Annotated in this window: 26 protein-coding genes and 1 riboswitch; of the genes, 10 read left to right on the plus strand and 16 right to left on the minus strand. The window is 70.5% G+C overall.

Annotated elements, in window-relative coordinates; genetic code table 11:
• Positions 1–221 precede the first annotated feature (221 nt).
• Entirely contained in the window at positions 222–1,541 is a 1,320-nt protein-coding gene (gene ispG / locus ACS5Q7_RS15010) for a flavodoxin-dependent (E)-4-hydroxy-3-methylbut-2-enyl-diphosphate synthase (RefSeq protein ID WP_478340086.1), read from the plus strand.
• Positions 1,542–1,957: 416 nt separating this feature from the next.
• Complete coding sequence (locus ACS5Q7_RS15015) at positions 1,958–3,925, plus strand: potassium transporter Kup (protein ID WP_478340087.1); 1,968 nt, start codon at positions 1,958–1,960, stop codon at positions 3,923–3,925.
• 17 nt (positions 3,926–3,942) lie between these two features.
• Here the strand turns inward: ACS5Q7_RS15015 and ACS5Q7_RS15020 are convergent, their stop codons facing one another.
• Positions 3,943–4,365, minus strand: coding sequence for a type II toxin-antitoxin system VapC family toxin (locus ACS5Q7_RS15020; protein WP_478340088.1), 423 nt, complete (start codon positions 4,363–4,365; stop codon positions 3,943–3,945).
• Positions 4,366–4,611, minus strand: a complete 246-nt coding sequence (locus tag ACS5Q7_RS15025) for a type II toxin-antitoxin system Phd/YefM family antitoxin (RefSeq protein WP_478340089.1) — start codon at positions 4,609–4,611, stop codon at positions 4,366–4,368.
• Positions 4,612–4,848: 237 nt separating this feature from the next.
• On the opposite strand from ACS5Q7_RS15025, the gene ACS5Q7_RS15030 reads away from it, so the two are divergent.
• The 3 genes from ACS5Q7_RS15030 (at position 4,849) to ACS5Q7_RS15040 (ending at position 8,154) form a co-directional block, all read left to right on the plus strand.
• A complete protein-coding gene (locus ACS5Q7_RS15030; RefSeq protein ID WP_478340090.1) occupies positions 4,849–5,325 on the plus strand; it encodes a (2Fe-2S)-binding protein in 477 nt (158 codons plus the stop codon).
• Positions 5,322–7,679, plus strand: a complete 2,358-nt coding sequence (locus ACS5Q7_RS15035; protein ID WP_478340091.1) for a xanthine dehydrogenase family protein molybdopterin-binding subunit — start codon at positions 5,322–5,324, stop codon at positions 7,677–7,679. Before ACS5Q7_RS15030 ends, ACS5Q7_RS15035 begins: the two co-directional genes overlap by 4 nt.
• A 76-nt stretch (positions 7,680–7,755) precedes the next feature.
• Positions 7,756–8,154: a hypothetical protein gene (locus ACS5Q7_RS15040; RefSeq protein WP_478340092.1), complete on the plus strand. Its 399-nt coding sequence runs from the start codon at positions 7,756–7,758 to the stop codon at positions 8,152–8,154.
• A gap of 131 nt (positions 8,155–8,285) precedes the next feature.
• On the opposite strand, the gene ACS5Q7_RS15045 is transcribed toward ACS5Q7_RS15040, so the two are convergent.
• The 8 genes from ACS5Q7_RS15045 to ACS5Q7_RS15080 all read right to left on the minus strand — a co-directional run bounded on the left by ACS5Q7_RS15045 (position 8,286) and on the right by ACS5Q7_RS15080 (position 13,581).
• Positions 8,286–8,912, minus strand: a complete 627-nt coding sequence (locus ACS5Q7_RS15045; protein ID WP_478340093.1) for an HD domain-containing protein — start codon at positions 8,910–8,912, stop codon at positions 8,286–8,288.
• Positions 8,909–9,535, minus strand: coding sequence for a DNA-3-methyladenine glycosylase I (locus tag ACS5Q7_RS15050; protein ID WP_478340094.1), 627 nt, complete (start codon positions 9,533–9,535; stop codon positions 8,909–8,911). Before ACS5Q7_RS15050 ends, ACS5Q7_RS15045 begins: the two co-directional genes overlap by 4 nt.
• The gene (gene ygfZ / locus ACS5Q7_RS15055) at positions 9,532–10,386 is read right to left on the minus strand and encodes a CAF17-like 4Fe-4S cluster assembly/insertion protein YgfZ (RefSeq protein WP_478340095.1); all 855 of its coding nucleotides are present in this window, start codon (positions 10,384–10,386) and stop codon (positions 9,532–9,534) included. Before ygfZ ends, ACS5Q7_RS15050 begins: the two co-directional genes overlap by 4 nt.
• A gap of 81 nt (positions 10,387–10,467) precedes the next feature.
• Complete coding sequence (locus ACS5Q7_RS15060; RefSeq protein ID WP_463847343.1) at positions 10,468–10,722, minus strand: hypothetical protein; 255 nt, start codon at positions 10,720–10,722, stop codon at positions 10,468–10,470.
• A gap of 166 nt (positions 10,723–10,888) precedes the next feature.
• Complete coding sequence (locus ACS5Q7_RS15065) at positions 10,889–11,341, minus strand: TIGR02301 family protein (protein WP_478340096.1); 453 nt, start codon at positions 11,339–11,341, stop codon at positions 10,889–10,891.
• Positions 11,341–11,796 carry an NUDIX hydrolase gene (locus tag ACS5Q7_RS15070; RefSeq protein WP_478340097.1) on the minus strand — a complete coding sequence of 152 codons (456 nt, stop codon included), beginning with the start codon at positions 11,794–11,796 and terminating at the stop codon, positions 11,341–11,343. Before ACS5Q7_RS15070 ends, ACS5Q7_RS15065 begins: the two co-directional genes overlap by 1 nt.
• Positions 11,793–12,866 carry a hypothetical protein gene (locus tag ACS5Q7_RS15075; RefSeq protein ID WP_478340098.1) on the minus strand — a complete coding sequence of 358 codons (1,074 nt, stop codon included), beginning with the start codon at positions 12,864–12,866 and terminating at the stop codon, positions 11,793–11,795. The genes ACS5Q7_RS15070 and ACS5Q7_RS15075 overlap by 4 nt, the downstream gene beginning before the upstream one ends.
• Positions 12,859–13,581, minus strand: coding sequence for an SDR family NAD(P)-dependent oxidoreductase (locus ACS5Q7_RS15080; RefSeq protein ID WP_478340148.1), 723 nt, complete (start codon positions 13,579–13,581; stop codon positions 12,859–12,861). Before ACS5Q7_RS15080 ends, ACS5Q7_RS15075 begins: the two co-directional genes overlap by 8 nt.
• A gap of 254 nt (positions 13,582–13,835) precedes the next feature.
• Between ACS5Q7_RS15080 and ACS5Q7_RS15085 the strand changes: the two genes are divergently transcribed.
• Genes ACS5Q7_RS15085 through ACS5Q7_RS15100 form a run of 4 tightly spaced genes read left to right on the plus strand, consistent with a single transcriptional unit; the run spans position 13,836 to position 16,668 of the window.
• A complete protein-coding gene (locus ACS5Q7_RS15085; protein ID WP_478340099.1) occupies positions 13,836–14,975 on the plus strand; it encodes an ATP phosphoribosyltransferase regulatory subunit in 1,140 nt (379 codons plus the stop codon).
• Entirely contained in the window at positions 14,972–15,946 is a 975-nt protein-coding gene (hisG, locus tag ACS5Q7_RS15090) for an ATP phosphoribosyltransferase (RefSeq protein ID WP_478340100.1), read from the plus strand. The genes ACS5Q7_RS15085 and hisG overlap by 4 nt, the downstream gene beginning before the upstream one ends.
• A gap of 60 nt (positions 15,947–16,006) precedes the next feature.
• Complete coding sequence (locus ACS5Q7_RS15095; RefSeq protein ID WP_478340101.1) at positions 16,007–16,264, plus strand: type II toxin-antitoxin system VapB family antitoxin; 258 nt, start codon at positions 16,007–16,009, stop codon at positions 16,262–16,264.
• Positions 16,264–16,668, plus strand: a complete 405-nt coding sequence (locus ACS5Q7_RS15100; RefSeq protein ID WP_478340102.1) for a type II toxin-antitoxin system VapC family toxin — start codon at positions 16,264–16,266, stop codon at positions 16,666–16,668. The genes ACS5Q7_RS15095 and ACS5Q7_RS15100 overlap by 1 nt, the downstream gene beginning before the upstream one ends.
• A 22-nt stretch (positions 16,669–16,690) precedes the next feature.
• Here the strand turns inward: ACS5Q7_RS15100 and ACS5Q7_RS15105 are convergent, their stop codons facing one another.
• From ACS5Q7_RS15105 to ACS5Q7_RS15115, 3 genes are read right to left on the minus strand one after another with little or no spacing between them, the layout of a single operon-like run.
• Positions 16,691–17,035, minus strand: a complete 345-nt coding sequence (locus tag ACS5Q7_RS15105; protein WP_478340103.1) for a lysozyme inhibitor LprI family protein — start codon at positions 17,033–17,035, stop codon at positions 16,691–16,693.
• Between the two features lie 36 nt (positions 17,036–17,071).
• Positions 17,072–17,503, minus strand: a complete 432-nt coding sequence (gene hemJ / locus ACS5Q7_RS15110; RefSeq protein WP_478340104.1) for a protoporphyrinogen oxidase HemJ — start codon at positions 17,501–17,503, stop codon at positions 17,072–17,074.
• A 4-nt stretch (positions 17,504–17,507) separates the two neighbouring features.
• Positions 17,508–18,608: a uroporphyrinogen decarboxylase gene (locus ACS5Q7_RS15115; RefSeq protein WP_478340105.1), complete on the minus strand. Its 1,101-nt coding sequence runs from the start codon at positions 18,606–18,608 to the stop codon at positions 17,508–17,510.
• 454 nt (positions 18,609–19,062) lie between these two features.
• Here ACS5Q7_RS15115 and ACS5Q7_RS15120 point away from each other — a divergent pair, with 454 nt between their 5' ends.
• Entirely contained in the window at positions 19,063–19,893 is an 831-nt protein-coding gene (locus tag ACS5Q7_RS15120) for a pyruvate, water dikinase regulatory protein (RefSeq protein WP_478340106.1), read from the plus strand.
• Between the two features lie 108 nt (positions 19,894–20,001).
• Here ACS5Q7_RS15120 and crcB read toward each other — a convergent pair whose 3' ends face one another.
• The 3 genes from crcB to ACS5Q7_RS15135 form a co-directional block, all read right to left on the minus strand.
• Complete coding sequence (gene crcB / locus ACS5Q7_RS15125) at positions 20,002–20,391, minus strand: fluoride efflux transporter CrcB (protein ID WP_478340107.1); 390 nt, start codon at positions 20,389–20,391, stop codon at positions 20,002–20,004.
• 73 nt (positions 20,392–20,464) lie between these two features.
• Positions 20,465–20,540: riboswitch (Fluoride riboswitch) on the minus strand.
• A gap of 40 nt (positions 20,541–20,580) precedes the next feature.
• Complete coding sequence (locus ACS5Q7_RS15130) at positions 20,581–21,093, minus strand: hypothetical protein (RefSeq protein ID WP_478340108.1); 513 nt, start codon at positions 21,091–21,093, stop codon at positions 20,581–20,583.
• 161 nt (positions 21,094–21,254) lie between these two features.
• Positions 21,255–22,487: a hypothetical protein gene (locus tag ACS5Q7_RS15135; RefSeq protein ID WP_478340109.1), complete on the minus strand. Its 1,233-nt coding sequence runs from the start codon at positions 22,485–22,487 to the stop codon at positions 21,255–21,257.
• Positions 22,488–22,543: the final 56 nt, after the last annotated feature.

Below are 22,543 nucleotides of genomic sequence, written 5' to 3' on the forward strand. Positions count from 1 at the left end.
CCCACCAAGCTCGACATCGCCGCAGCGATGGGACATGAGGCAGGCTGAACGGGCTCGCGCCGGGTTGACTTGATTCCGCGCCGCGCCGTTCGCAGCTAAGATGCTGGATAGATCAGTCTTCGCGCCACGCGGCCCTGGATCGTCCGAATCGATCCCCTCGGCCGCCCTCCTGCCCCCGTGGCAGGCCCGGGGCGCAGGTGGAAGTCAGGAAAGCGAACATCATGGAAGCCGGCAGCGACAGCGAGAACCTCTTCACCGGTGGCTCCCTCGCCGGTCTCGGCCCGGAGATCGCCGGCCCCGCCCCGCGCCACCGCACGGTGGGCGTCACGGTCGGTGAGGGCGAGGGCGCCGTCACGGTGGGCGGCGGCGCGCCGATCGTCGTGCAGTCCATGACCAACACCGACACGGCCGACATCGACGCCACCGTGGCGCAGGTCTCGCAGCTCGCCCGCGCGGGCTCTGAGCTGGTCCGCATCACCGTCGACCGCGACGAGGCCGCCGCCGCCGTGCCGAAGATCCGCGAGCGCCTGGACCGGATCGGCGTCCATGTCCCGCTCGTCGGCGACTTCCACTATATCGGCCACAAGCTCCTGTCCGACCATCCGGCCTGCGCCGAGGCGCTGGCCAAGTACCGGATCAACCCCGGCAACGTCGGCTTCAAGGAGAAGAAGGACACCCAGTTCTCGACCATCATCGAGCAGGCGATCCGGTACGGGAAGACCGTGCGCATCGGCGCCAACTGGGGCTCGCTCGACGGCGAACTCCTCACCCACCTGATGGACGAGAACGCGAAGGCCCCGCGCCCGATCGACGCCCGCGCCGTCATGCGCGAGGCGATGGTCCGTTCGGCGCTGGGCTCGGCCAAGCGCGCGGAAGAACTCGGGCTGGGTAAAGACAAGATCATCCTGTCGGCCAAGGTCTCGGCGGTGCAGGACCTGATCGCGGTCTACCGCGAGGTCGCCCGCCGCTCGGACTACGCGATCCATCTCGGCCTCACCGAGGCGGGCATGGGCTCGAAGGGCATCGTCGCCGCCTCCGCCGCCATCGGCGTCCTGCTGCAGGAGGGCATCGGCGACACGATCCGCTACTCGCTGACCCCGGAGCCCGGCGGCGACCGCACCGTGGAGGTGAAGGTCGCGCAGGAACTGCTGCAGACCATGGGCTTCCGCACCTTCGTGCCGCTGGTCGCGGCCTGCCCCGGCTGCGGGCGCACCACCTCGACCACGTTCCAGGAACTGGCCCGCGACATCCAGAACTGGATCACCACCTCCATGCCGGAGTGGAAGAAGACCTATCCGGGCGTCGAGGGGCTGAACGTGGCCGTGATGGGCTGCATCGTGAACGGGCCGGGCGAATCGAAGCACGCGGACATCGGCATCTCGCTGCCGGGCACCGGCGAGACCCCGACCGCCCCGGTCTTCATCGACGGCAAGAAGGCGATGACGCTGCGCGGCGCGACGCTCGCCAAGGATTTCGAGACCATCGTCATCGACTACATCGAGCGCCGCTTCGGCCAGGGCTCGCGCAGCGCGGCGGAATAAGCCGCCGGATCCCCCTCTCCCCGCCTGCGGGGAGAGGGCCGAGCCCCCCTTGCCGGGGGCGAGGCGAGGCGGCAGCCGGGGGTGAGGGGGTGCGCCGAACGAATCGCATCCGGCGAGCCCCCTCACCGCCGCTTCGGCTTCGCCTCCGCTCCCCGTCTGCACAACAAGGTGCAGACGGGCCTCTCCCCGCAGGTGGGGAGAGGGGACCCCCGCCCCGCCCCGCTCCGCTCCGCTCCGCCGCGCAGCGATCACAACCGCACATGGTTCCCGCCCGCCCGAGGGCGTGTTAGTCAGGCGCCACGAACCCAAGTGCCGGCCAGTCCGGCGGATTCTTCGCGCCCCGATGGCCCCATGATCCGGACCGCGAAGAGCCGCACCGCGCACCGCCGGCCGAGCGGACACATTCGACACCCCACATGAGCCAGACCGTCGTATCGGGCACCTCCGCCCAGCCTGACGCAGCGCCTGCGGACACGGACGGGCCCGCGCCCTCCGGTGCCCTCGACGCGCCCGAACGGGCCGAGACCCGGCATGGCCATGCCGGGTTCTGGACCCTCCTCGTCGGTTCGGTCGGCGTCGTCTACGGCGACATCGGCACGAGCCCGCTCTACGCGTTCCGCGAGGCCCTCGCCCCGGCCCGGGCCGACAACATCCTGCTGCCCGAGGAGGTGCTGGGCACCGTCTCGCTCATCCTCTGGGCGCTGTTCCTGATCGTGACCGTGAAATACGTCATGATCCTGCTGCGCATGGACAATAACGGCGAGGGCGGCATCCTCTCGCTCATGGCGCTGGCCCGCAAGGCGCTCGGCGGGTCGCGGATCGTGTTCATGCTCGGGCTGATGGGCGCCTCGCTGTTCTACGGCGACGCCGTCATCACCCCGGCCATCTCGGTCCTCTCGGCGGTGGAGGGGCTGAAGCTCGTCACGCCGACGCTGGACGATTACGTCCTGCCGATCACGGTGGCGATCATCCTCGGCCTGTTCCTCGTCCAGAACAGGGGCACGGCCAAGGTCGCGGCCTTCTTCGGACCGATGACCATCGTCTGGTTCCTCGCCATGGCGGCGGCGGCCCTGCCGCACATCCACCTTCACCCGGAGGTCTTCCGCGCCGCCAACCCCTGGCACGCGGTGAACTATCTCCTCGGCCACGGCACGGGGGCGCTGGTGGCGCTCGGCGCCGTGTTCCTCGCCGTGACCGGCGCGGAGGCGCTTTTCGCGGATCTCGGCCATTTCGGGCGCAAGCCGATCCAGGTGGCCTGGATCGGCCTCGTCTTCCCGGCGCTCGCCCTGAACTATCTCGGCCAGGCCGCCCTGGTCCTGGAGAAGCCCGACACGTCCGACCCGTTCTTCCAGATGGTGCCGGCCTGGGGCCTGCTGCCGATGGTGATCCTCGCCACCCTCGCCACTGTCGTGGCGAGCCAGGCGGTCATCACGGGCGCCTTCTCCCTGTCGCGGCAGGCGATCCAGCTCGGCCTGCTGCCGCGGCTCGAGATCCGCCACACCTCCGAATCGCATGCGGGGCAGATCTACCTGCCACAGATCAACACGTTGCTGATGGTCGGCGTCGTGCTGCTGGCGATCCTGTTCAAGACCTCCTCGTCGCTGGCCTCGGCCTACGGCATCGCGGTGACGGGGACGATGCTGCTCACCGCCTCCATGACCTACCTCGTCATGTGGCGGATGTGGGGGTGGTCGCCCATCGCGGCGGCGGCGGCGATGCTGCCCTTCATCGTGCTGGAGTTCCTGTTCCTGCTCTCCAACCTCATCAAGGTGGTCGAGGGCGGCTACGTGCCCCTGCTGCTCGCGGGTGCCCTCATCGTCCTGATGTGGACCTGGGTGCGGGGCGTGACGATCCTGTTCAACAAGACCCGCAAGACCGACGTACCGCTCACCGAACTCGTCGCCATGCTGGAGAAGAGCCCGCCGCACCATGTGCGCGGCACCGCCGTGTTCCTGACGAGCGACCCCGAGATCGCCCCGGCGGCTCTCCTGCACAATCTGAAGCACAATAAGGTGCTGCACGAGAAGAACGTGATCCTCACCGTCGAGACGGTAGACACGCCCCGCTCGAACGAGGCGGACAAGGTGCGCATCGACCCCGTGGGGCCGCATTTCTACCGGGTGGTGATGAAGTTCGGCTACATGGAGACGCCGAACATCCCGAAGACCCTGACCCTGCTGCGCCGCCAGGGCTTCAAGTTCGACATCATGGCGACGTCGTTCTTCCTCTCCCGCCGCTCGATCCGCCCGGCCGCCCATTCCGGCATGCCGCTGTGGCAGGACCGCATCTTCATCACCCTCGCGAAGAACGCCAACGACGCGACGGACTTCTTCCAGATCCCCACCGGACGGGTGGTCGAGGTCGGGACGCAGGTGACGGTGTAGGGCGGCGGCGATCGCTCTCAGACGAGCATGGTGGACATGCCGAGCCGCCGGCCGGCCTCGGCCAGTTTGCGATCGAGGGTCGCCAGAACGAGCCCTTCTCCGGCGGCGATGGCCAGATGCAGCGCATCACCGGCCCGCAAGCCGGTCTCCGAGCGGTCCGCAAGCCGTGCCGCCTCATCGAAGACGGGTTCCGAGATCGGCAGCATCACGAACGAGTCTGTGACGAGGCGTGAAAAGACCGCCAACACGGTCTCATGCTGGCCGGGCCCGAGCTGGCCCATTCTGACCTTGATGGACAGCGCGGCGGAAAACTCCGTGATGACCCAGGGGCTGATGGTCAGCTCATCGGCGTCTTGCGCCGTGATCCAGGCCTGTATCCGCGCGGTCTCCGGCTCCGCCGTGAGCGCGGCAACCAGCACCGACGTATCCAGGTACGGCATTCAGTAGCGGGCGCCGTCGCGCATGGCCCGCACGAACGCCGCCGCGCCCTGATCCTGCACCGGCGCACCCGCCGTCGCGGTGCGAAGGACAGCGAGGTCGACGGGCTTGCGCGGTTCGGCGCGAACCGCCGTCAGCTTGGCGACCGCACGTCCATGGCGGGTGATCGTCACGGTGTCCCCGGCCGCGACGCGGTCCAGCAACGTCTCCAGATGGGCTTCTGCCTCGGCGAGGCTGACCGTGCTCATGATCGTGGTTCGCGGTGATCGTGCAGGATTGTGGGGGCACCGGATCGCGAGGTCAACGCCGGCCCCGCTTACGTGCGCCACCGCACATGCACGAAAGCCCTGCATTGCGGCCGAACCGGCGCCTCCTTACACCCGTTCCAATTGAGTGCATTCGCTGCATTCCGCCGTTCGGACAGTGCGCCCCGGGCCGCCGTCCCTCGAACCGCTCGGCGAGCGGTCGCCATGCGAGGACTTCCCATGATCAAGCTCACCGTGAACGGGGCTGCCCGCAGCTTCGACGGCGATCCCGATATGCCGCTCCTCTGGTACCTGCGGGACGAGGTCGGCCTCACCGGTTCGAAGTTCGGCTGCGGCGCGGCGTTGTGCGGCGCCTGCACCATCCATCTCGGCGGCACCGCCGTGCGCTCCTGCGTCACCCCGGTCTCGGAGGCCGAGGGCAAGGAGGTCGTCACGATCGAGGGCCTGTCGCCGGACGGCAACCACCCGGTCCAGGTGGCGTGGCGCGACCAGAACGTCGCCCAGTGCGGCTACTGCCAGGGCGGCCAGATCATGCAGGCCGCGTCCCTGCTGAAGGACACGCCGAAGCCCACCGACGCGCAGATCGATGACGCCATGAGCGGCAACATCTGCCGTTGCGGCACCTATCCGCGCATCCGCGCCGCCATCCATCAGGCCGCCGGCCAGACTGCCGCCCCGAAGGGAGAGCGCCTGTGATCCACGAACTCAAGCTGATGGCCGAACAGGCTTCCCAAGAATCGGCGACCCAGCCCGCGCCCCGTCCGGTGCTGGCCAATGTGAGCCGCCGGGGCATCCTCGGCGGCGCGGGCGCGCTGGTGCTCGCCCTGTCGCTGCGTGGCCCGGCCCGGGCCGACGAAACCCAGACCCAGGAGCAGAAGGAGCACAAATTCGGCGCCGACGGCATGCCGCATGGCTGGCGCGACGATCCGAAGGTGTTCATCGCCATCGCCCCCGACGGCACCGTGACGGTGACGAACCACCGCTCCGAGATGGGCCAGGGCGTGCGCACCTCCATCGCGCTCACCGTCGCCGACGAGCTCGAGGCCGATTGGCCGAAGGTGAAGATCGTCCAGGCCTATGGCGACGAGAACCGCTTCGGCAACCAGGACACGGACGGTTCGCGCTCGCTGCGCCACTTCTTCCAGCACTTCCGCCACGCCGGCGCGGCGATGCGCGCGATGCTGATCGAGGCCGCGGCCAAGCAGTGGAACGTGCCGGCCTCCGAGGTTACGGCCAAGAACCACACCCTCACCCATGCGAAGTCCGGCAAGACCCTGGGCTACGGCGCGGTGGCCGAGGCGGCCGCCAAGCTGCCCGTGCCCACCGACGTCACGCTGAAGGACCCCAAGGACTTCCGCTACATCGGCACCGGCAAGATCGGGCTGATCGATAACGTCGACATCACCACGGGCAAGGCGGTCTACGGCGCCGACACCAAGCTCGACGGGATGCTCTACGCCACCATCGCCCGCCCGCCGGTCTATGGCGGCAAGGTGAAGTCCTTCGACGATTCCGAGGCCAAGAAGGTCGCCGGCGTCGTGAAGATCTTCAAGATCGACGGCGGCGAGATCCCGTCCGAGTTCATGCCGCTCGGCGGCGTCGCGGTGGTGGCCAAGAACACCTGGGCGGCGCTCAAGGCCCGCGAGGCCCTGAAGATCACCTGGGACGACGGCCCGAACGCCACTTACGACACCGACGTGTTCCGCAAGGAACTGGAGGAGACCGCGCGCAAGCCCGGCAAGGTCGTGCGCACGCAGGGCGACGTCGACGCCGCCATGGCCAAGGCCAAGACGAAGGTGGTGGCCGAGTACTTCGTGCCCCACCTCGTCCAGGCGCCGATGGAGCCCCCGGCCGCCATCGCGCGGGTGAAGGACGGCATGTGCGAAGCCTGGGCTTCCACCCAGGGGCCGCAGGCGGCCAACGACCGGCTGATGAAGGCGCTCAACCTGCCCGACGACAAGGTCAAGGTGAACGTGACGCTGCTCGGCGGCGGGTTCGGGCGCAAGTCCAAGCCCGATTACGTGGTCGAGGCGGCGCTCTGCAGCCGCGAGGTCGGCGGCGCCCCGGTCAAGCTGGCCTGGACCCGCGACGACGATATCCATCACGGCTTCTACCACACCATCTCGGCCGAGCGGATCGAGGCGGGGCTGGACGAGAAGGGCATGCCGGTGGCGTGGCTCCACCGCTCCTGCGCGCCGACCATCGGCTCGATCTTCGCGCCGGACCCGAAGCACGAGCTGCCCTTCGAGCTCGGCATGGGCCTCGTGAACACGCCGTTCGCGATCCCCAACATGCGGATGGAGAACCCGGAGGCGGCCGCCCATGTGCGGATCGGCTGGTTCCGCTCGGTCTCGAACATCCCCCACGCCTTCGCGATCCAGTCCTTCGTCTCGGAGCTGGCGCACAAGGCGGGGCGGGACCCGAAGGACTACCTGCTCGATCTCATCGGCCCGGCCCGCAAGATCGATCCGACGTCCATCGGCGACGTGTGGAACTACGGCGAGGATCCGTCCCGCTATCCGATCGACACCGGCCGCCTGCGCGGGGTGATCGAGGCCGCCGCCAAGGGCGCCGGCTGGGGTCGCGAGATGCCGAAGGGCCGGGGGCTCGGCATCGCCGGGCACTACAGCTTCGTCACCTACACGGCGGTCGCGGCCGAGGTGGAGGTCGACGACAAGGGCCAGGTGAAGGTGCACGCGGTCGACATCGCCGTCGATTGCGGGCCGCAGGTGAACCCGGAGCGCATCCGCTCGCAGATGGAGGGCGCGGTGATCATGGGGATGGGGCTCGCCCTCACCTCCGAGATCACCTTCAAGCAGGGCCGCGCCCAGCAGAACAACTTCGACGGCTACGAGATCATCCGGATCGACGCCGCCCCGAAGGTCGTTCGCGTCCACCTCGTGCCGACGGGCACGTACGACGGGCCGCTCGGCGGCGTCGGCGAGCCGGGCGTCCCGCCCGTGGCGCCGGCCATCGCCAACGCGGTCTTCGCCGCCACCGGCCGCCGCATCCGGCAATTGCCGATCCGCGATCAGGCCGCCAGCGCCTGAACCCGGCCGCGATCCGGTGCGTTGGGCGCAAGCCAGCGCTCTCCGCACCGGATCAGCGACCGAGGACAATTTCACGATGCTGCGTTCCGCCTCCGCCCTTGCCGTGCTCATCGCGGCCGGTGGCCTCGTTTCCGTCGCCCCCTCCGCTCAGGCCTCTCCCTGCGCCCAGCAGATCGATGCCCTGTCGGGCAAGGTGAAGGCCGAGACGCGCGACGCCATCGCCGCGAACACGAGCGGGCAGGGCACCGCCGCCAAGCGGAGCGGCGAGGGTGTCACCGGCACGGAGGGCGCACGGGCGAACGAAGCGCCCCAGGCCCCGCCGGAGAAGTCCGCCGAGGCCGGCAAGGGTGCGGACGCCGCCCAGCAGGCGAAGGTGGCCCTGGACGAGGCCCGCACCGCCGAGGCGAAGGGCGACACCAAGGGCTGCGAGGCCGCCGTCGAGCGGGCGAAGTCGCAGCTCGGCAAGGCGCCCTGATCGCCCCTGCGTCCCCGCTGACCAGCACCGTCATTGCGAGCGGAGCGAAGCAATCCAGTCGGCACCGCCTTGTCCGGACAAGGCGCGCCCTGGATTGCTTCGGCTTCGCCTCGCAATGACGGCGGCGGGATTCAGGGCTCGCCCACATCCTGCAACCGCCCGGCCAGCACCGCGAAGCGGGTGAGGAAGCGGGCCTGCGCATCGGCCGTCGGCCAGGGGTCGGCGAGCGCCAGCACCGCCTCCGGCAGGGCTGGAGCGGGGCCGAAATAGCGGTCCGCCTCCTCCTCGGAGAAGCCCGCGAGGCGTACCGCCTCCACATGGGCCGCCATCCGGTCCGCCCGCTTCACCCGCCGCGTGAGTGCGGGGGAGGGCGCCGGGAGTCCGAAGCGCTGGCGCACCGCCGCCAGCAGCCGCTTCTCCACGCCCCGGTAGGCATCGCCGATCGCGGCCTTGAGCGGTGAGATGATGTCCCCCACCACGTATTCCGGCGCGTCGTGCAGCAGGAATTCCAGGCCGTCCGCCAGGGTGCAGGCCGGGTCGAGATGGCGCCCGATCCCCTCCACCAGCAGGCTGTGCTGCGCCACCGAGAAGACGTGCGGCCCCGCCGTCTGCCCGTTCCAGCGGGCGACGCGGGCGAGCCCGTGGGCGATGTCCGCGATCTCGACATCGAGGGGAGACGGATCGAGCAGGTCGAGCCGCCGCCCGGAGAGCATCCGCTGCCACGCCCTCGGCGGCTCCTTCGGCCGGGGGACGCTCATGCCTCGCTGAGGGCGGCGCAGGCCGCGTGGCGGTGGCACCCGGTGAGGTGGTCGTTCACCATCCCCACCGCCTGCATGAAGGCATGGATGATCGTCGGCCCGCAGAAGGAGAAGCCTTCCGCCTTCAGGGCCTTGGCGATGCGCCGCGACACCTCCGTCTCGGTGGCGATGTCGGCGCGGCTGTGGGGGTTGGCCTGAATCGGCCGCCCGTCGCAAAAGTCCCAGAGGAAGCGCGAGAAGCCGGGGCCGCTCTCCTCGATGCGCAGCCACGCCCGTGCCCCCGCGATCGTGCCGACGATCTTGGCCCGGTTGCGGATGATGCCCGTGTCCGCCATCAGCCGCGCGATGTCGGCGTCGGTGTAGCGGGCGATGGTCTCCGGCGAGAACCCGTCGAAGGCCGCGCGGAATCCCTCCCGGCGCTTCAGGATGGTGATCCACGACAGGCCCGCCTGGAACCCGTCGAGGATCAGCTTCTCGTAGAGGGCGCGGGACTCGTATTCCGGCACGCCCCATTCGGTGTCGTGATAGGCGACGTAGAGCGGGTCCTGCCCGGCCCACCAGCAGCGGGGGTATCCGTCAGGGTGGAGGATCAGCCCCTCGGGCAGCGGCGCGTCCACGCTCAACCCGCCGCCTCGCCGCCCGCGTCCGGCATGGCGAAGGTCGCGTAGCCGGGCCGCCCCACGGCCAGGGGCTTTCCCTCGGCCCGGAGGATCTCCCCGGCCGCGAGGGCGTCGCCCAGCCGGTCGAGGCGCACCAGGGCGAGGCCGCGCGATCCGGCGACGCTGCCCGTCCGCCCCAACACCTTCTGCCCGGCCTGGATCTCGGAGCCCGGCGCGGGCGCGCCTTCGGCGAATTCCGCCGCCAGGAGGCGGGTGCGGGCCGTGCCCCGGTGCTGCATCCGCGAGACGACCTCCTGGCCGACGTAGCAACCTTTTCGGAAATCGACCCCGCCGAGTTGGTCCATCAGCGCCTCGTGCGGGAAGGCGTCGCCATAGGCGTAGTCGCGCCCGCCCTCCGGCACGGCGAGGCCGATCCGGTGGGCGTGGTAATCGTCCTCCGACGCATCCGCCGAGAATGCGCCCTCGGACGCATAGAGCCTCTGGCCGAGATCGGGATGCCGGCTGTCGGCGACCGTGGCGGTCTCGGCGGCGGTGGTCGCCCCGCCCCAGGCGGCGGCCACGGCCACGGTCGGATCGGCGGCGATCTCGACCTGCGCGCGCAGCTTGTAGAGGCCGAGACGCTTGGCGAGGTCGGCGGCCTTGTCCATCGCCACGTCGAGGCGGAACCCGTCGGGCAGGGGCGAGATCAGGAAATCGAACAGGATCTTGCCCTGCGGGGTCAGCAGGGCGCCCAGGCGCGCCTCGCCCTCGCCCAATGTCTCGACATTGCAGGTCAGGACACCCTGGAGGAGGCTCGTGGCATCCGGCCCGGTCACGGTGACGAGGGCGCGGTCCGGCAGCAGGGCGATGGGCATTCGGGGATTTCCTCACGCGGCGGGCGACAGCCGGGAGGTAAGGGGGAAAGCGGCCCGCCTCAACCGGCGGGCCGGGATCGATCAGTGCTGGAGCGTCGTGGTGAAGGCGCCGCCCCGGATGCGGTCCGGGAAACCTTCGGCGTAGCGCGCGGTCGCTTCCTCACCGTAGGTGGTGACGAGTTCCTGGAACGCGGCGAACAGGGCCGCCTGCGCCATGCAATCTCCGTCGAGTCCGTCCAGGCAACCTTCGGCGAACGCCTCCGAGACATAGCTCAGGGCGGCACGCTTCTCCTCGACATCGGCCTCGATGGGGGCGCTTTGCGAGATGGTCTGCATGGTCCGACACTTCCATTGCGCCGGTCTGAAACAGGCCGGCGGACACAATGGATGATAGGCGGCTCATAGCGGGACGCCTAGCCGGTAATTGCGAATCGGTTAATGCGACCGTTCGAATGCTGACCTTTCTCGTGATCACCCGACCCTGTGGCAGACCTGCATCACCTCACCCGCCGAACCGCCCGGCCAGGGCATGGGAGAGGCGTTCACCCTCGGTGAGAAAGCGGGCGGCGGCCTCGTGCGCCGCCGCCGTGCAGACGCGGTAGGTCAGGGCGTAGCTCCGATACCCCCGGTTGTAAGCCCCCGCCAGCCTGTCCCGCCGGGCGGGGGTGTTCCCCTCGGCCTCGATCAGCGCCTTCATCCGCGCCGGCCATTCCGCCGCGTCGGGGGTGGCGCAGAGGCCGCGCAGGAAAGCGAGGGAGCCGATCACCTCGGCCATCCGCATCAGGTCGCGGTCGTAGGGCGCGGGGGCGTCCGCCGGGGCGGCCGGTTCCTTGGGCTGCTCCTTGGGCGCGTCCTTCGAGGACGGTTTCGCCCGCTGCTGCGCCTGGACGGGCGGGGCGACGAGCGCCACGGCCAGCGCGAGGACGGCAACGCGATGCCACGGGACGGGCCGCATCAGGCCATTCCCCGGGCGTCAAGCCGCGCGAAGGCCTCGCGCAGGGTGCCGATCAGCCCCGGCGTGGTCTCGAGCCCAGCGATCTCGTCGAGGGCCGCCCAGCGCACGCCCAGGGCCTCCGGCCCAGGGACGGGCTCGCCGCCGCACCACAGGGCGGCGTGGGGATGGACGACGTAATGGTGACGCGCCCGGCCCGCCTCGTCGCGGACGATGATCTCGGTGGGGGAGAGCACGCCGACCACCTCGGCGGTGATCCCGACCTCCTCGGTGAGTTCGCGTAAAGCCGCCTCGGCCAGGGTCTCGCCGGCCTCCACGAGGCCGCCGGGCAGGGTCCAGACGCCGCGCATCGGCTCGTTGGCGCGGGAGGCCAGCAGCACGCGCCCGTCCCGGATCACCGCGATGGAGGCGCCGACGAAGGGCCGGGCCGGAAAGGTGCGGGATTCGCCCTCGCTCACGGCGTCCCCCCGTCGAGGGCGACGGCCGCCACCCGTCCGTCGCCGAGCCCCACCACGAGGCGCGCGAGCGCGCCCTCGCCGAGGACAGCGACGCCCGTGCCGGCCGGGGCGGGAAGCGTCACGCGGGCACGCTCGCTCAAGCCCTGGCGGGCCGAGACGATGGCGAGGGCCGGCACGCCCGCCACCGGCACGGCGAGATCCGCCCCGCCCTCGCGGGGGAGCGCATCGGCGAGGTCGGCCCCGCCGTCGCCGAGGGTGTAGCCGGCGGCCTCGGGGCCGGGCTCGATCCTGTCGGGGGCGAGGCTCCACAGCTTCAGCCGCCCGGTGGCATCGACGGTCGCGACGCCCAAGCCCTTGCCGGAAAAGTCGCCGACCGCCGCGATGGCGGGGCGGGGGCCGGGCTCCGTGCGGGCGCCGAGCGTCCAGGTGGAGGAATTGGCGGCCGGCCGGGTGGCGAGGACGAGGCGACCGGATTCCGCGCCCGTCAGGGTCGCGGCGAGCACGGCCGGGCGCCCGGCGAGGGAAACGATCCACGGCGCGCGCGGGGCGAACACCGCCCCGTCCCCGGCGGGGAGGGCGGCGGTGGCCACCGGCACGGGCTTCGGATCGGTGCTCACCGCCAGGGGCTGGCGCTCGCGCAGGGTGAGGGTCGTCGCAGCGGGGGCACCGTCGGGGCCGCGGGTACGGCCGGTGAGGAAGGCGCTCAGCGGCCCGTCGAGGGCGCGGCGGATGCCGGGCAGGGCGCCGCGCGGGGTCTCGGAGGCGACGAGGTCCTCCACCGCCTCCCGGCCGACCGGCTTGGCGGCGATGCGGCCGTTCTCCACGGTGAGGATGGCGCCGCCCTCTTCCCCCCAGACGAGGACGAGGGGGGCCGGCTCCTTGCCGGCGCGGGCGATGGGCAGGAGACCGGAGGTCGCCACCGCGACGGCGACCTCGCTGCGCGGCCCGCGCATCTCGCGGACCTTGAACGGCAGGTCGAGGACGCGCACGCTCGGCTCGGCGCGGGCCGGGCCGGCGGCGAGGAGGACGAGCAGGATCGCGAGGCGGGCGCGCCCCGGCGCGTCAGACATGCTGTCCGCCGTTGATGTGCAGCTCGGCGCCGTTCACGTAGGACGAGGCCTCGGTGCACAGGAAGTAGATCGCCTTGGCGACCTCGTCCGGGGTGCCGAGGCGGCGCTGCGGGATCTGCTCCACCAGCTTCTCCGTCCCCGGCGAGAGGATGGAGGTGTCGATCTCGCCCGGCGAGATCGCGTTCACCCGCACGCCGAGCGGGCCGAAATCGGCCGCCATCTCACGGGTCAGGCCGGCGAGCGCCGCCTTCGACGTGCCGTAGGCCGAACCGGCGAAGGGGTGGACCCGCGAGCCGGCGATGGAGGTGACGTTGACCACCGAGCCCTTGGCCCGGGCCAGTTCCTCGCGCAGCCCCTGGGCCAGGAGGATCGTGGCGAAGAAGTTCACCTGGAACACCCGCTGCCAGTCGGGGAAGCCGGTGGAGAGGACGCCGAGGCGCTCCCCTTCCGGACCCTTGGGCGAGATGCCGGCATTGTTGACCAGCGCGTGCAGCACCCCGCCCTCGGCGGCGAGGCGTCCGCGCACCTCCTCGACGGCGCGCACCGTGTCGGCCGCGTCGGAGAGATCGACCTGCAGGTGGTCTTCCGGCCCCATTTCCCACGGGCAATTCTCGGGGAAGGGGTGGCGGGAACAGGTGATGACGCGCCATCCGGCGGCGGAGAACCGCTTCACGGTGGCGTGGCCGATGCCGCGGCTGGCGCCCGTGAGCAGCATGATGCGCCGACGTTCGTTGGGGGAGAGGGCCACTGTCGGAGCCTCACTGTCGCGCGGGGATCCCGGGGGGCCGGTCCCGCCGGTGCACTGCAACGTCTAGGCGGACAGGCGCGGGAAATCCAGGGCCAGCGATTCAACCGGACCTCCGGGTCGACGCCGAACCGGTCTGCGCATAACCACGCGCGCTTGTCGTGCGCGCATCGTGTCGCCAAGCCGGGCGGCGGTTGCTACAGAGCGGCCGCAAGAGGATGACCATGACGCGACCGGAGCCCGACACGGAAACGGCTGAGCCCGCACAGGCCCGGCTGATCGCCCATCTCGCGGCGGCCGGCTATGCGCCCGTGACGCCCCCGGTCCTTCAGCCGATCGAGCCGTTCCTCGAACTCTCCGGCGAAGACATCCGGCGGCGGATCTTCGTCACGCAGGATGCCGGCGGCGCCGAACTGTGCCTGCGGCCGGAATTCACCATCCCCGTCTGCCGCCTGCACCGCCAGCGGGCGGACGGGCAGGCCGCCGATTACAGCTATTGCGGGCCGGTCTTCCGCCTCACCGCCGGGGAGCCCGACGAGTTCTTCCAGGCCGGCATCGAATCGATCGGCCGCACCGACACCCCGGCCGCCGACGCCGCGGTGCTGGGCCTCGCCCTCGAAGGGCTCGCCCTCCTCGGCCGGACGAGCCCGTCCGTCCGCCTCGGCGACATGGGGCTGACGGTGGCCCTCCTCGACGGCCTCGCCGTGCCGCCGGCCGCCAAGCGGCGCACGCTACGGGCGCTGGCCGCCGGCCGCTCCCTCGACGCCGTGACCAATGGCGCGGAGGGCGCCCCCGGCGAGGACCGCCACGCGGGCCTGCTCGCCGCCATCCAAGGCCAGGATCCGCAGGGCGTGCGCGCCTTCGTGGAGGATGTGCTCGCCATCGCCGGCATCTCGGCGGTGGGCGGGCGCAGCGCGGGCGAGATCGCCGAGCGCTTCCTCGGCAAGGCCGCCGCGCAGGCCAATGGCGGCGCCGGGCTTAACGCCGAGAACCGGGCGATCCTCGACCGCTACCGCGCGGTGACGGGTGATCCCGACGCGGCGGCCCGGGACCTGCGGGCGCTGGTCGCCGATGCGGGGGTGCGCCATGGGGCGCTCGACGCCGCCCTCGACCTGTTCGAGGAGCGCACCGGCTTCATCGCCGCGCGGGGGCTTCCCATCGAGAGCTTCCGCTTCCAGGGCGGCTTCGCCCGCAACCTCGACTATTACACCGGCTTCATCTTCGAGGTTTCCGAGGGGGACGGGCCGGTGCTGGTCGGCGGCGGGCGCTACGACGGCCTGCTCGCCCATCTCGGCAGCGCCGCGCCGCTGCCCGCCGTGGGCTGCACCTTCTGGATCGAGCGCGCGACGGGAGCCGGGCGATGAGCGATGCCCTCGTGCTGGCGGTGCCCTCCAAGGGGCGCCTGCAGGAGAACGCCAACGCCTTCTTCGCCCGCGCCGGCCTCAAGCTGGCGCAGGGGGCGGGGGCACGGGATTACCGCGGCAAGCTCGTCGGGGTGCCCGGCGTCGAGGTGCGCTACCTTTCGGCCTCGGAGATCGCGAGCCAGCTCGCCTCCGGCGCCGCCCATCTCGGCGTGACCGGCGAGGATCTGATCCGCGAGACCCTCCCCGACGTGAGCGGGCAAGTCGAGCTGCTGACGCCCCTCGGCTTCGGCAACGCCACGGTGGTGGTGGCCGTGCCCCAGGCCTGGATCGACGTGCGGGTGATGGCCGACCTGGACGAGGTCGCCGCGACGATGCGCGTGCGCCACGGCCGCCGGCTGCGCGTCGCGACGAAATACGTGAACCTCACCCGCCGGTTCTTCGCCGAGACCGGCGTGGCCGATTACCGGATCGTGGAGAGCCTCGGCGCCACCGAGGGCGCCCCGGCGGCGGGCTCGGCCGAGATCATCGTGGACATCACCACCACGGGGGCGACGCTGGCCGCGAACGCCCTGAAGATCCTCGATGACGGGATCATCCTGCGCTCGGAGGCGAACCTCGTCGCCTCGCTGAGGGCGAACTGGGGCGAGGCCCAGCGCGGGGCGCTGCGTGCCGTGCTCGGCCGCATCAGCGCCGAGGAGCGCGCCCGCACCACCCGCGAGGTCCGCGCCGGCATGCCCGAGGCGGGCGCCATCGACCTCGCCACCCTGGCGGGCCTGCACGAGGCCGAGTTGCCCTACGGCGCCCCGGCGGGTGCCGACGGCGAGATCGTCCTGCGCTGCCCCGAGGCCGGCGCCATCGATCTGGCCGAAGCCCTGGTCCAGGCCGGCGCACGGGCGGTGAGCGTCCGCCGGATCGACTACGCCTTCGCGGCCGAGAACCCGCTGGCGGAGCGGTTGCTGGCGCGGCTGTGAGGTTGGACGGATCGAGGGATATCCCCTAAGATCATGTGGGATATCCCTCGAGGTGAGTCCGTGCCCCTCTACGTGAAGGATCCGCAGGTCGATGCCCTGGCCGACGAGCTGACGGCGCTCAGGGGATCGACCAAGACCGAGGCCGTCCGGCAGGCCCTGCTCAACGAGATCGCCCGCGCCAAGGAGAGTGTGCGCGCGCGTGGCGAGACCGACCTCGTGGAGCGTACGCTCGCCTTCACGCGGCGCCTGCGGGCGCGGGCCGGCTCCGGCCAGCCCGCCGACAAGGCCTTTATCGACAGCCTCTACGAGCGCGAGTGATGTTCGTGGACGCGTCGGCGCTCACGGCGATCCTCACGGATGAGGACGACGCGAGGAGGCTTGCGGCCGGGCTGAAGCGCGCGGAGCGGCGGATCACGTCGCCGCTGGCAGTGTGGGAGGCGACGATCGCCGTCGCCCGCCGCCTGGGCCTTCCCCTCGGGGAGGCGCGGGAGGCCATCGCCGATTATCTCGCCCTCGCCGGCATCGTGGTGATGGCCGTTCCCCCCGAGGTCGGGGACGGGGCACTCGATGCGTTCGAACGCTACGGGAAGGGCCGGCACCGGGCCTCGCTGAACTTCGGCGATTGCTTCGCCTACGCCTGTGCCCGCCATTACGGCGCGACGCTGCTCTTCAAGGGCAACGACTTCCCGCACACGGATATCGAGCCGGCCCTGGCGGAATAGGGGGCCCGTCGGGCTCCCCGCTCTACTGCGGCCCCTGCTTGGCGAATTCCGACAGCACCCCGCGCAGCACCTTGAGGCGCGCGTCGTAGGTATTGCGCAGGCACTCCACGTCGGTGGCGCAGGTGCGGCGCTCGGTGAGCCAGGTTTCCTGGTCCTCGCGCAGCTTCGACTGGCCGCCCATCGGCAGCACCGCCTTCAGGATCTCGAACCGGGTCGCCATCTCGACGTCCCGGTCGTTGAGGGGGAGATGGGCGCAGATCGCCTTCTCGTCAGGGGCCTCGGCCTTGTCGCAGGGAAAGCTCGCGGCCTCGGCGGAGCCGCCGGCGAGGACGAGGAGAAAGGCGAGGGTGGAAGTCGTGGGGCGCATGGGCTCATAACGGCCGAGCCTGCCGGAGGCTCCCGGTCAGAAGCCCGGCTTCACCGTCGCCAGCACCACGATGATGATCATCAGCAGCGTCGGCACCTCGTTGATCACCCGGTAGAACTTGTGCCCTCGGGTGTTCCGGTCGGCGGCGAAGTCCTTCACCATCCGGGCGAGCCAGCCGTGGATGCCTGACAGCGCCACCACCAGGGCGAATTTCGCCTGGAGCCAATGGGCGGCGTAGTAGCCGCTCATCCAGGCCAGGATCAGGCCGAACCCCCAGGTCGCGATCATGGCGGGCGTCATGATCGCCTTGAGCAGCCGCCGCTCCATGATCTTGAAGGTCGCCGATTGCGCCTCCGAGCCCGGCGGCAGGTTCGCGTGGTAGACGAACAGCCGGGGCAGGTAGAGCATCGCCGCCATCCAGGCGATGAGGCTCACGATGTGCCCGGCTTTGATCCAGTCGTAGAGCACGCCCCTAGCCCCTGAGCCGGGCGAGCATCCGCTCGACATGGGCCACCGGCGTCTGCGGCGTGATCCCGTGGCCGAGGTTGAAGACGTGGGGCGATCCCTGCACGGCCTCGCGGATGCCGTCCACGGCGGCGTCCAGGGCCGCGCCACCCTCGATCAGCGTTTCGGGGTGCAGGTTCCCCTGCGTGACCGTCGAGGCCGGTACGCGGCTCCGCAGGGCCTTCAGATCAACGCCCCAATCGACACCCACCGCGTCGGCGCCGGTCTCGGGCACCACGCGGGCATGGCCGTCGATGCCCGAGCCCCGGGCGAAGACGATGATCTTGGCGCCCGGCACCCGGGCGCGGACACCCGCGATCATCCGGGCGATGGGTCGGAGCGACCAGCGGGTGAGGGCGTCCGCCGTCGCCCCGCCCGGCAGGGCGCTTTCGGTGACGTCGCCCACCGGCTCGACCACATTGGCGGAGACGGGGACCGCCCTCGGCAGGGTGCCGGCATGGGATTCGAAGATCTGCACGGCGTCGGCACCAGCCTCGAGCTGGCGCACGAGATAGTCGGTCTGCACCGTGACGAGGCGGTCGATCAGTTCGTCCACCAGGGCCGTGTCGCCCTCGGCGAGCGCCCGGGCGGGGGCGAGGTCCGGGGTGCCCCGGCCGCCGATCATATAGCTCGCCACCGTCCACGGCGCGCCGCAGAAGCCGAGCAGGGTCGTCTCGGCCGGCAGTTCGGCCCGCAGCCGCGTCACCGTCTCGAAGACGGGGGCGAGGTGGGTCATCACCGAACCGTCTCCCGCCTCGCGCAAACGCCCGAAGGCGGCGCGGTCGCTCAGGGGATCGAGGCGCGGGCCTTCGCCCTCCACGAAGCGCACGTCCTGGCCGAGCGCATGGGGCACGACGAGGATGTCCGAGAACAGGATCGCCGCGTCGAAGCCGAAGCGGCGGATCGGCTGGAGCGTCACCTCCACGGCGAAGTCGGGCGTGTAGCAGAGGTCGAGGAAGGAACCCGCCGTCGCCCGGGTGGCCCGGTACTCCGGCAGGTAGCGTCCGGCCTGGCGCATCATCCAGGCGGGAGGCGGCCAGACCGCCTCGCCCGAAAGGACCCGCATCATCGTCCTGTCCGCTCGAACCGTCATGCGCTCCCGCACCTGCCTTCTCGCAAACCGGTCCGGTCGCGACGATCCCCAGGGGACCTCTCATAAAGAAAGAGAGAGATTCTTAGACTCTGTTTTTTCTCTTGGAGGCTGATGAGCGGGAGCGCAACCGTGTCCACACCCGATCCCCGGTTCGGCGCCGTTAACGGAGCTTTAAAGGATTTGCGCGAAGATGATGGAAGAGGGTTCCTGCTCAAGGCTTTGCGCCGGGTGGTGAGCCGGTCCGGCGCTCGTGTGTCCGGCTTTTCCCGAACCGGGCGCGGAATCTGCCCCGATCAGACGGCCTGTGTATGCAGGAGTCGATAGCCGGACGCGTTTCCGCTCTGGACCGGCCGGACAGGCCTGCCTATCCACACTTATCGACTCCTCGGCGGTCGCCGTTGGATAACCGAACCGGCCGGAGACGCCGCGTATGGGCCGCAGCTACTTCCACCTTCATCTCGTGTCGGATTCCACCGGCGAGACGCTCATCAATGTCGGGCGTGCGGCGGCGGCGCAGTACGAGGGCGTCTCGGCCATCGAGCACGTCTATCCCCTCGTCCGCTCCGCCTCGCAGCTGGAGCGGGTGATCTCGGAGATCCGCGCCGCGCCGGGCCTCGTGCTCTACACCCTGGTGGGGGGCGATCTCGGCCAGCGGCTGGAAATGGCGGCGCGGGAATCCGGCTCGCCCTGCCTGTCGGTGCTGCAGCCGGTCCACGACCTGCTGCAATCCTACCTCGGCACGCAGAAAGCGGCGCGCCCCGGCGCCCAGCACATGCTGAACGCCGAGTACTTCAAGCGCATCGACGCGATGAACTTCACCCTCGCCCACGACGACGGCAACCTGCCGGAGGATCTGGAGGAGGCGGATGTCATCCTGCTCGGCGTCAGCCGCACCTCGAAGACGCCGACCTCGATCTACCTCGCCAATCGCGGCCTGAAGACCACGAACCTGCCCCTCGTGCCGGGCATGCCGGTGCCGCCGGGCATCGAGGCGGCGCGGAAACCCTTGATCGTCGGGCTGTTCGCCTCGCCGGAGCGGATCATCCAGATCCGCCAGAACCGGCTGTCGAGCCTGAACGCCGACGAGAGTTCGATGTATGTCGACCGCGAGGCGGTGTCCGACGAGATCACCGCCTCGCGCCGGCTGTTCATCAAGAACCGCTGGCCGACCATCGACGTGACGCGCCGGTCGATCGAGGAGACCGCCGCCGCCATCCTCGACCTGCATCGCGATCACCGGATGAAGTTCATCGCGGAGTAAACCGCACCGTCATCGCGAGCGAAAGCGAAGCGACCCAGGGCAGCGGGCCGTCTCCGAATGTGGCGTGTCCCTGGATTGCTTCGCTTTCGCTCGCAATGACGGCGGGAGTCATGATCCGCTGAGCACCGCCCGCACCAGGGCCATGCCGGCAATCAGGCCGAGGAGGCCGCCCGCAACCGAGGCGAGGACGTAGCCCGCCGAGAGGGCCGTCTCGCCCCGCTCGTACAGGGCGATGGCATCGAGGGAGAAGGTCGAGAAGGTGGTGAAGCCACCGAGCACGCCCGTCGTCAGGAGCAGACGGGCGGGGTGGCCCGCCGCGCCGCGCAGGGCAAATCCCTCGGCCAGCACGCCCATCAGGAAAGAGCCCAGCACGTTGATGAGGAGCGTCGCCACCGGGAAGCCGAGACCCGGCAGCAACCGCGCCACCGCCACGTTGAATCCATGGCGAAACCCGCCGCCGAGTCCGGCGCCGAGGAAAACGATGAGGGTGTTGATCATGCCTGTCCCGTCCCGGTTGGACGGGCGGCCCGGCCGCGATGCGGGCACGCCCCCACCGCAGGCGGAAGCCGCCCTTGCGGTAGGAGCCATCAGCCCTGGCCGGTCATCCGGCAAGGCGGTTGTCGGGGAGCTCCATCCCCATCCCGCCGAGAGTTAACGCACGGACGGGACGAGGAAAAGGGCCTGCCCCTACGCCGCGACGGCGAAGTGGCTGCGCTGCTCGATCTGCGCGACGTAGAAATCCTCGATCACGTCCCGGACCACCTCCGCGAGGTCGGCGCCGCGATGCTCGTCGAGATGGATGTCGCTGCCGATCACCCGGCCGATATGCGCGCTGGCGCTCGAACCCGGCACAAGGCGCTCGTTGTAGCGCTGATGCAGGCCGGAAATCGAAATATAATTCTTGCCGCCGAGCTCCGGCCCGTACTTGATCTTGATCTTCTGCTCGCAATCGACCCCGCGCAGCTTGGCGCAGAGGGTGACGAAGTTGTCGGTGTCGATCAGCAACTCGGTTCCCGTGATGCTGCCATGGGCATTGTGTTCCTCGTTCAGCACATCGGCCATCAGGTTCAGCACCTCGACCACCGGCTGGAGGGCGCGGGTGCCGTCATCCAGCAGCTTCTGCCGGAAGCCGTTGCTGCGGGCATCGGCGGCGGCGAGGCGGGTGCGGAAGCGATCCTTGACTTCGGTGCTGTGGGACATGGTTCTTCTCTCCAGGCGACGTCGAAAACGCGGACTCTTCGTCCGTTGAATTCTGGTCTATGGAGCGAATGCTGTTGACGCAAGATAGTGCAAAACATTGATGCTTGCCCATGACTTGGGCTTTTGCTTAAAACCTCAGCCTGCCTGAAAAACAGGCAACATCATGCAGGTCCGTCGAGCGGCTTCAGCACGAGGGAGGGGCCGAAAGCCCGGCCGGGCTCGCTCTTCGTCAGGGCGCGGGCCAGGGCGGCCAGGTCCGGGACCTCGCCCGAACCGGGGCCGTAGACGGCGCGATCGAGGGCGGACAACGCGTCGCGGGTCTCGGGTCGCTCGCGCCAACGGCGTGCGAGGGCCGGCAGAGCGGCCTCTCCGGCCGCGACGGCCGCGCGGAAGGCGCCCGCGTCACCGGCACGGGCGGCCCGGCGCAGATCGCGGGCGATGGAGGCGGGCAGGCGGAGGGCGCCGCGCTCGCGCCGGAAGCCGAGAAGGGCGAGGCCGAGCCCGAAAGCGAGCACGCCCGCCGCCACGGCGATCAGCGCGGACGACGCCACGTTCTGTCCGCCATCGGTTTCGCGGTCCGGCAGCCCACCCCCGATCTGGCGGGCGGGGATCTCGGCTTCACGCATGGTGCGCGAGACCGTGTCGAACCACGGGATCGCAATGGCATCGAGGGGGATCACCTCCGGCACGCCGGGTTTCACGTCCCAGACATAGGTGGCGCGGGCCACGGGACCGGCGGGGGTGATGATGGTCTCGCGGGTCACTGGCCCGGCGAAGGTGATGATGCCGCGCGTGCGCATCACCGGCCGGGGCGGCAGGCCCTCGGCGAGCATCCCCTGCGCCTCGAGGACCACCGTCCGCCGGACGGTCTCGTAGATCTTCACCGTCTCCGGGTCGCGGCTCCACGAATCGGTGATGCTCACGTCCTTGGCCGGGAGCCACCAGGGCTCCTTGGCGTCGGGGCCGCCGGTCGGGGCGGTCCAGGGGGCGACGGTGAAGGGAATCGGCTGCGAGCGCACGTCCACCACCTTGCGCTCGCCGACGTCGTTGATGGTCAGCCGGTGGACGAAGGGTTCGAGGGTGAACGCGCCCGCATGGTGCGGAAAGATCGCCACCGTCCGGTCGAAGGCGACGGCGGTCTGGCCGTCGGGGAGCCGGGTCTTGCTCCAATGGTCGCGGCCGAGCTGCGTCCAGGTGAAGTTGGCGAGCGGCGGCTGGATCACCTCCTCCAGCAGGATCGGCTGCCGGTAGACCCCGTGGATCTTCAGGAGCACCATCTCGCGGGTATAGGGCGCCGCGCCGCCGTTCAGTTCGGGGGTGACGGTGAGGGTGAGGTCGCCCGGCTCGATCTCGGCGCGCGCCGGCGCGGAGATCGCCATCAGGAAGGCGGCCATGAGGAGAGCCCACCCTCCGCGCATCCCGTCCTTGCGAGCGAAGCGAAGCAATCCAG

The organism is Methylobacterium sp. Gmos3 (genome assembly GCF_056430985.1).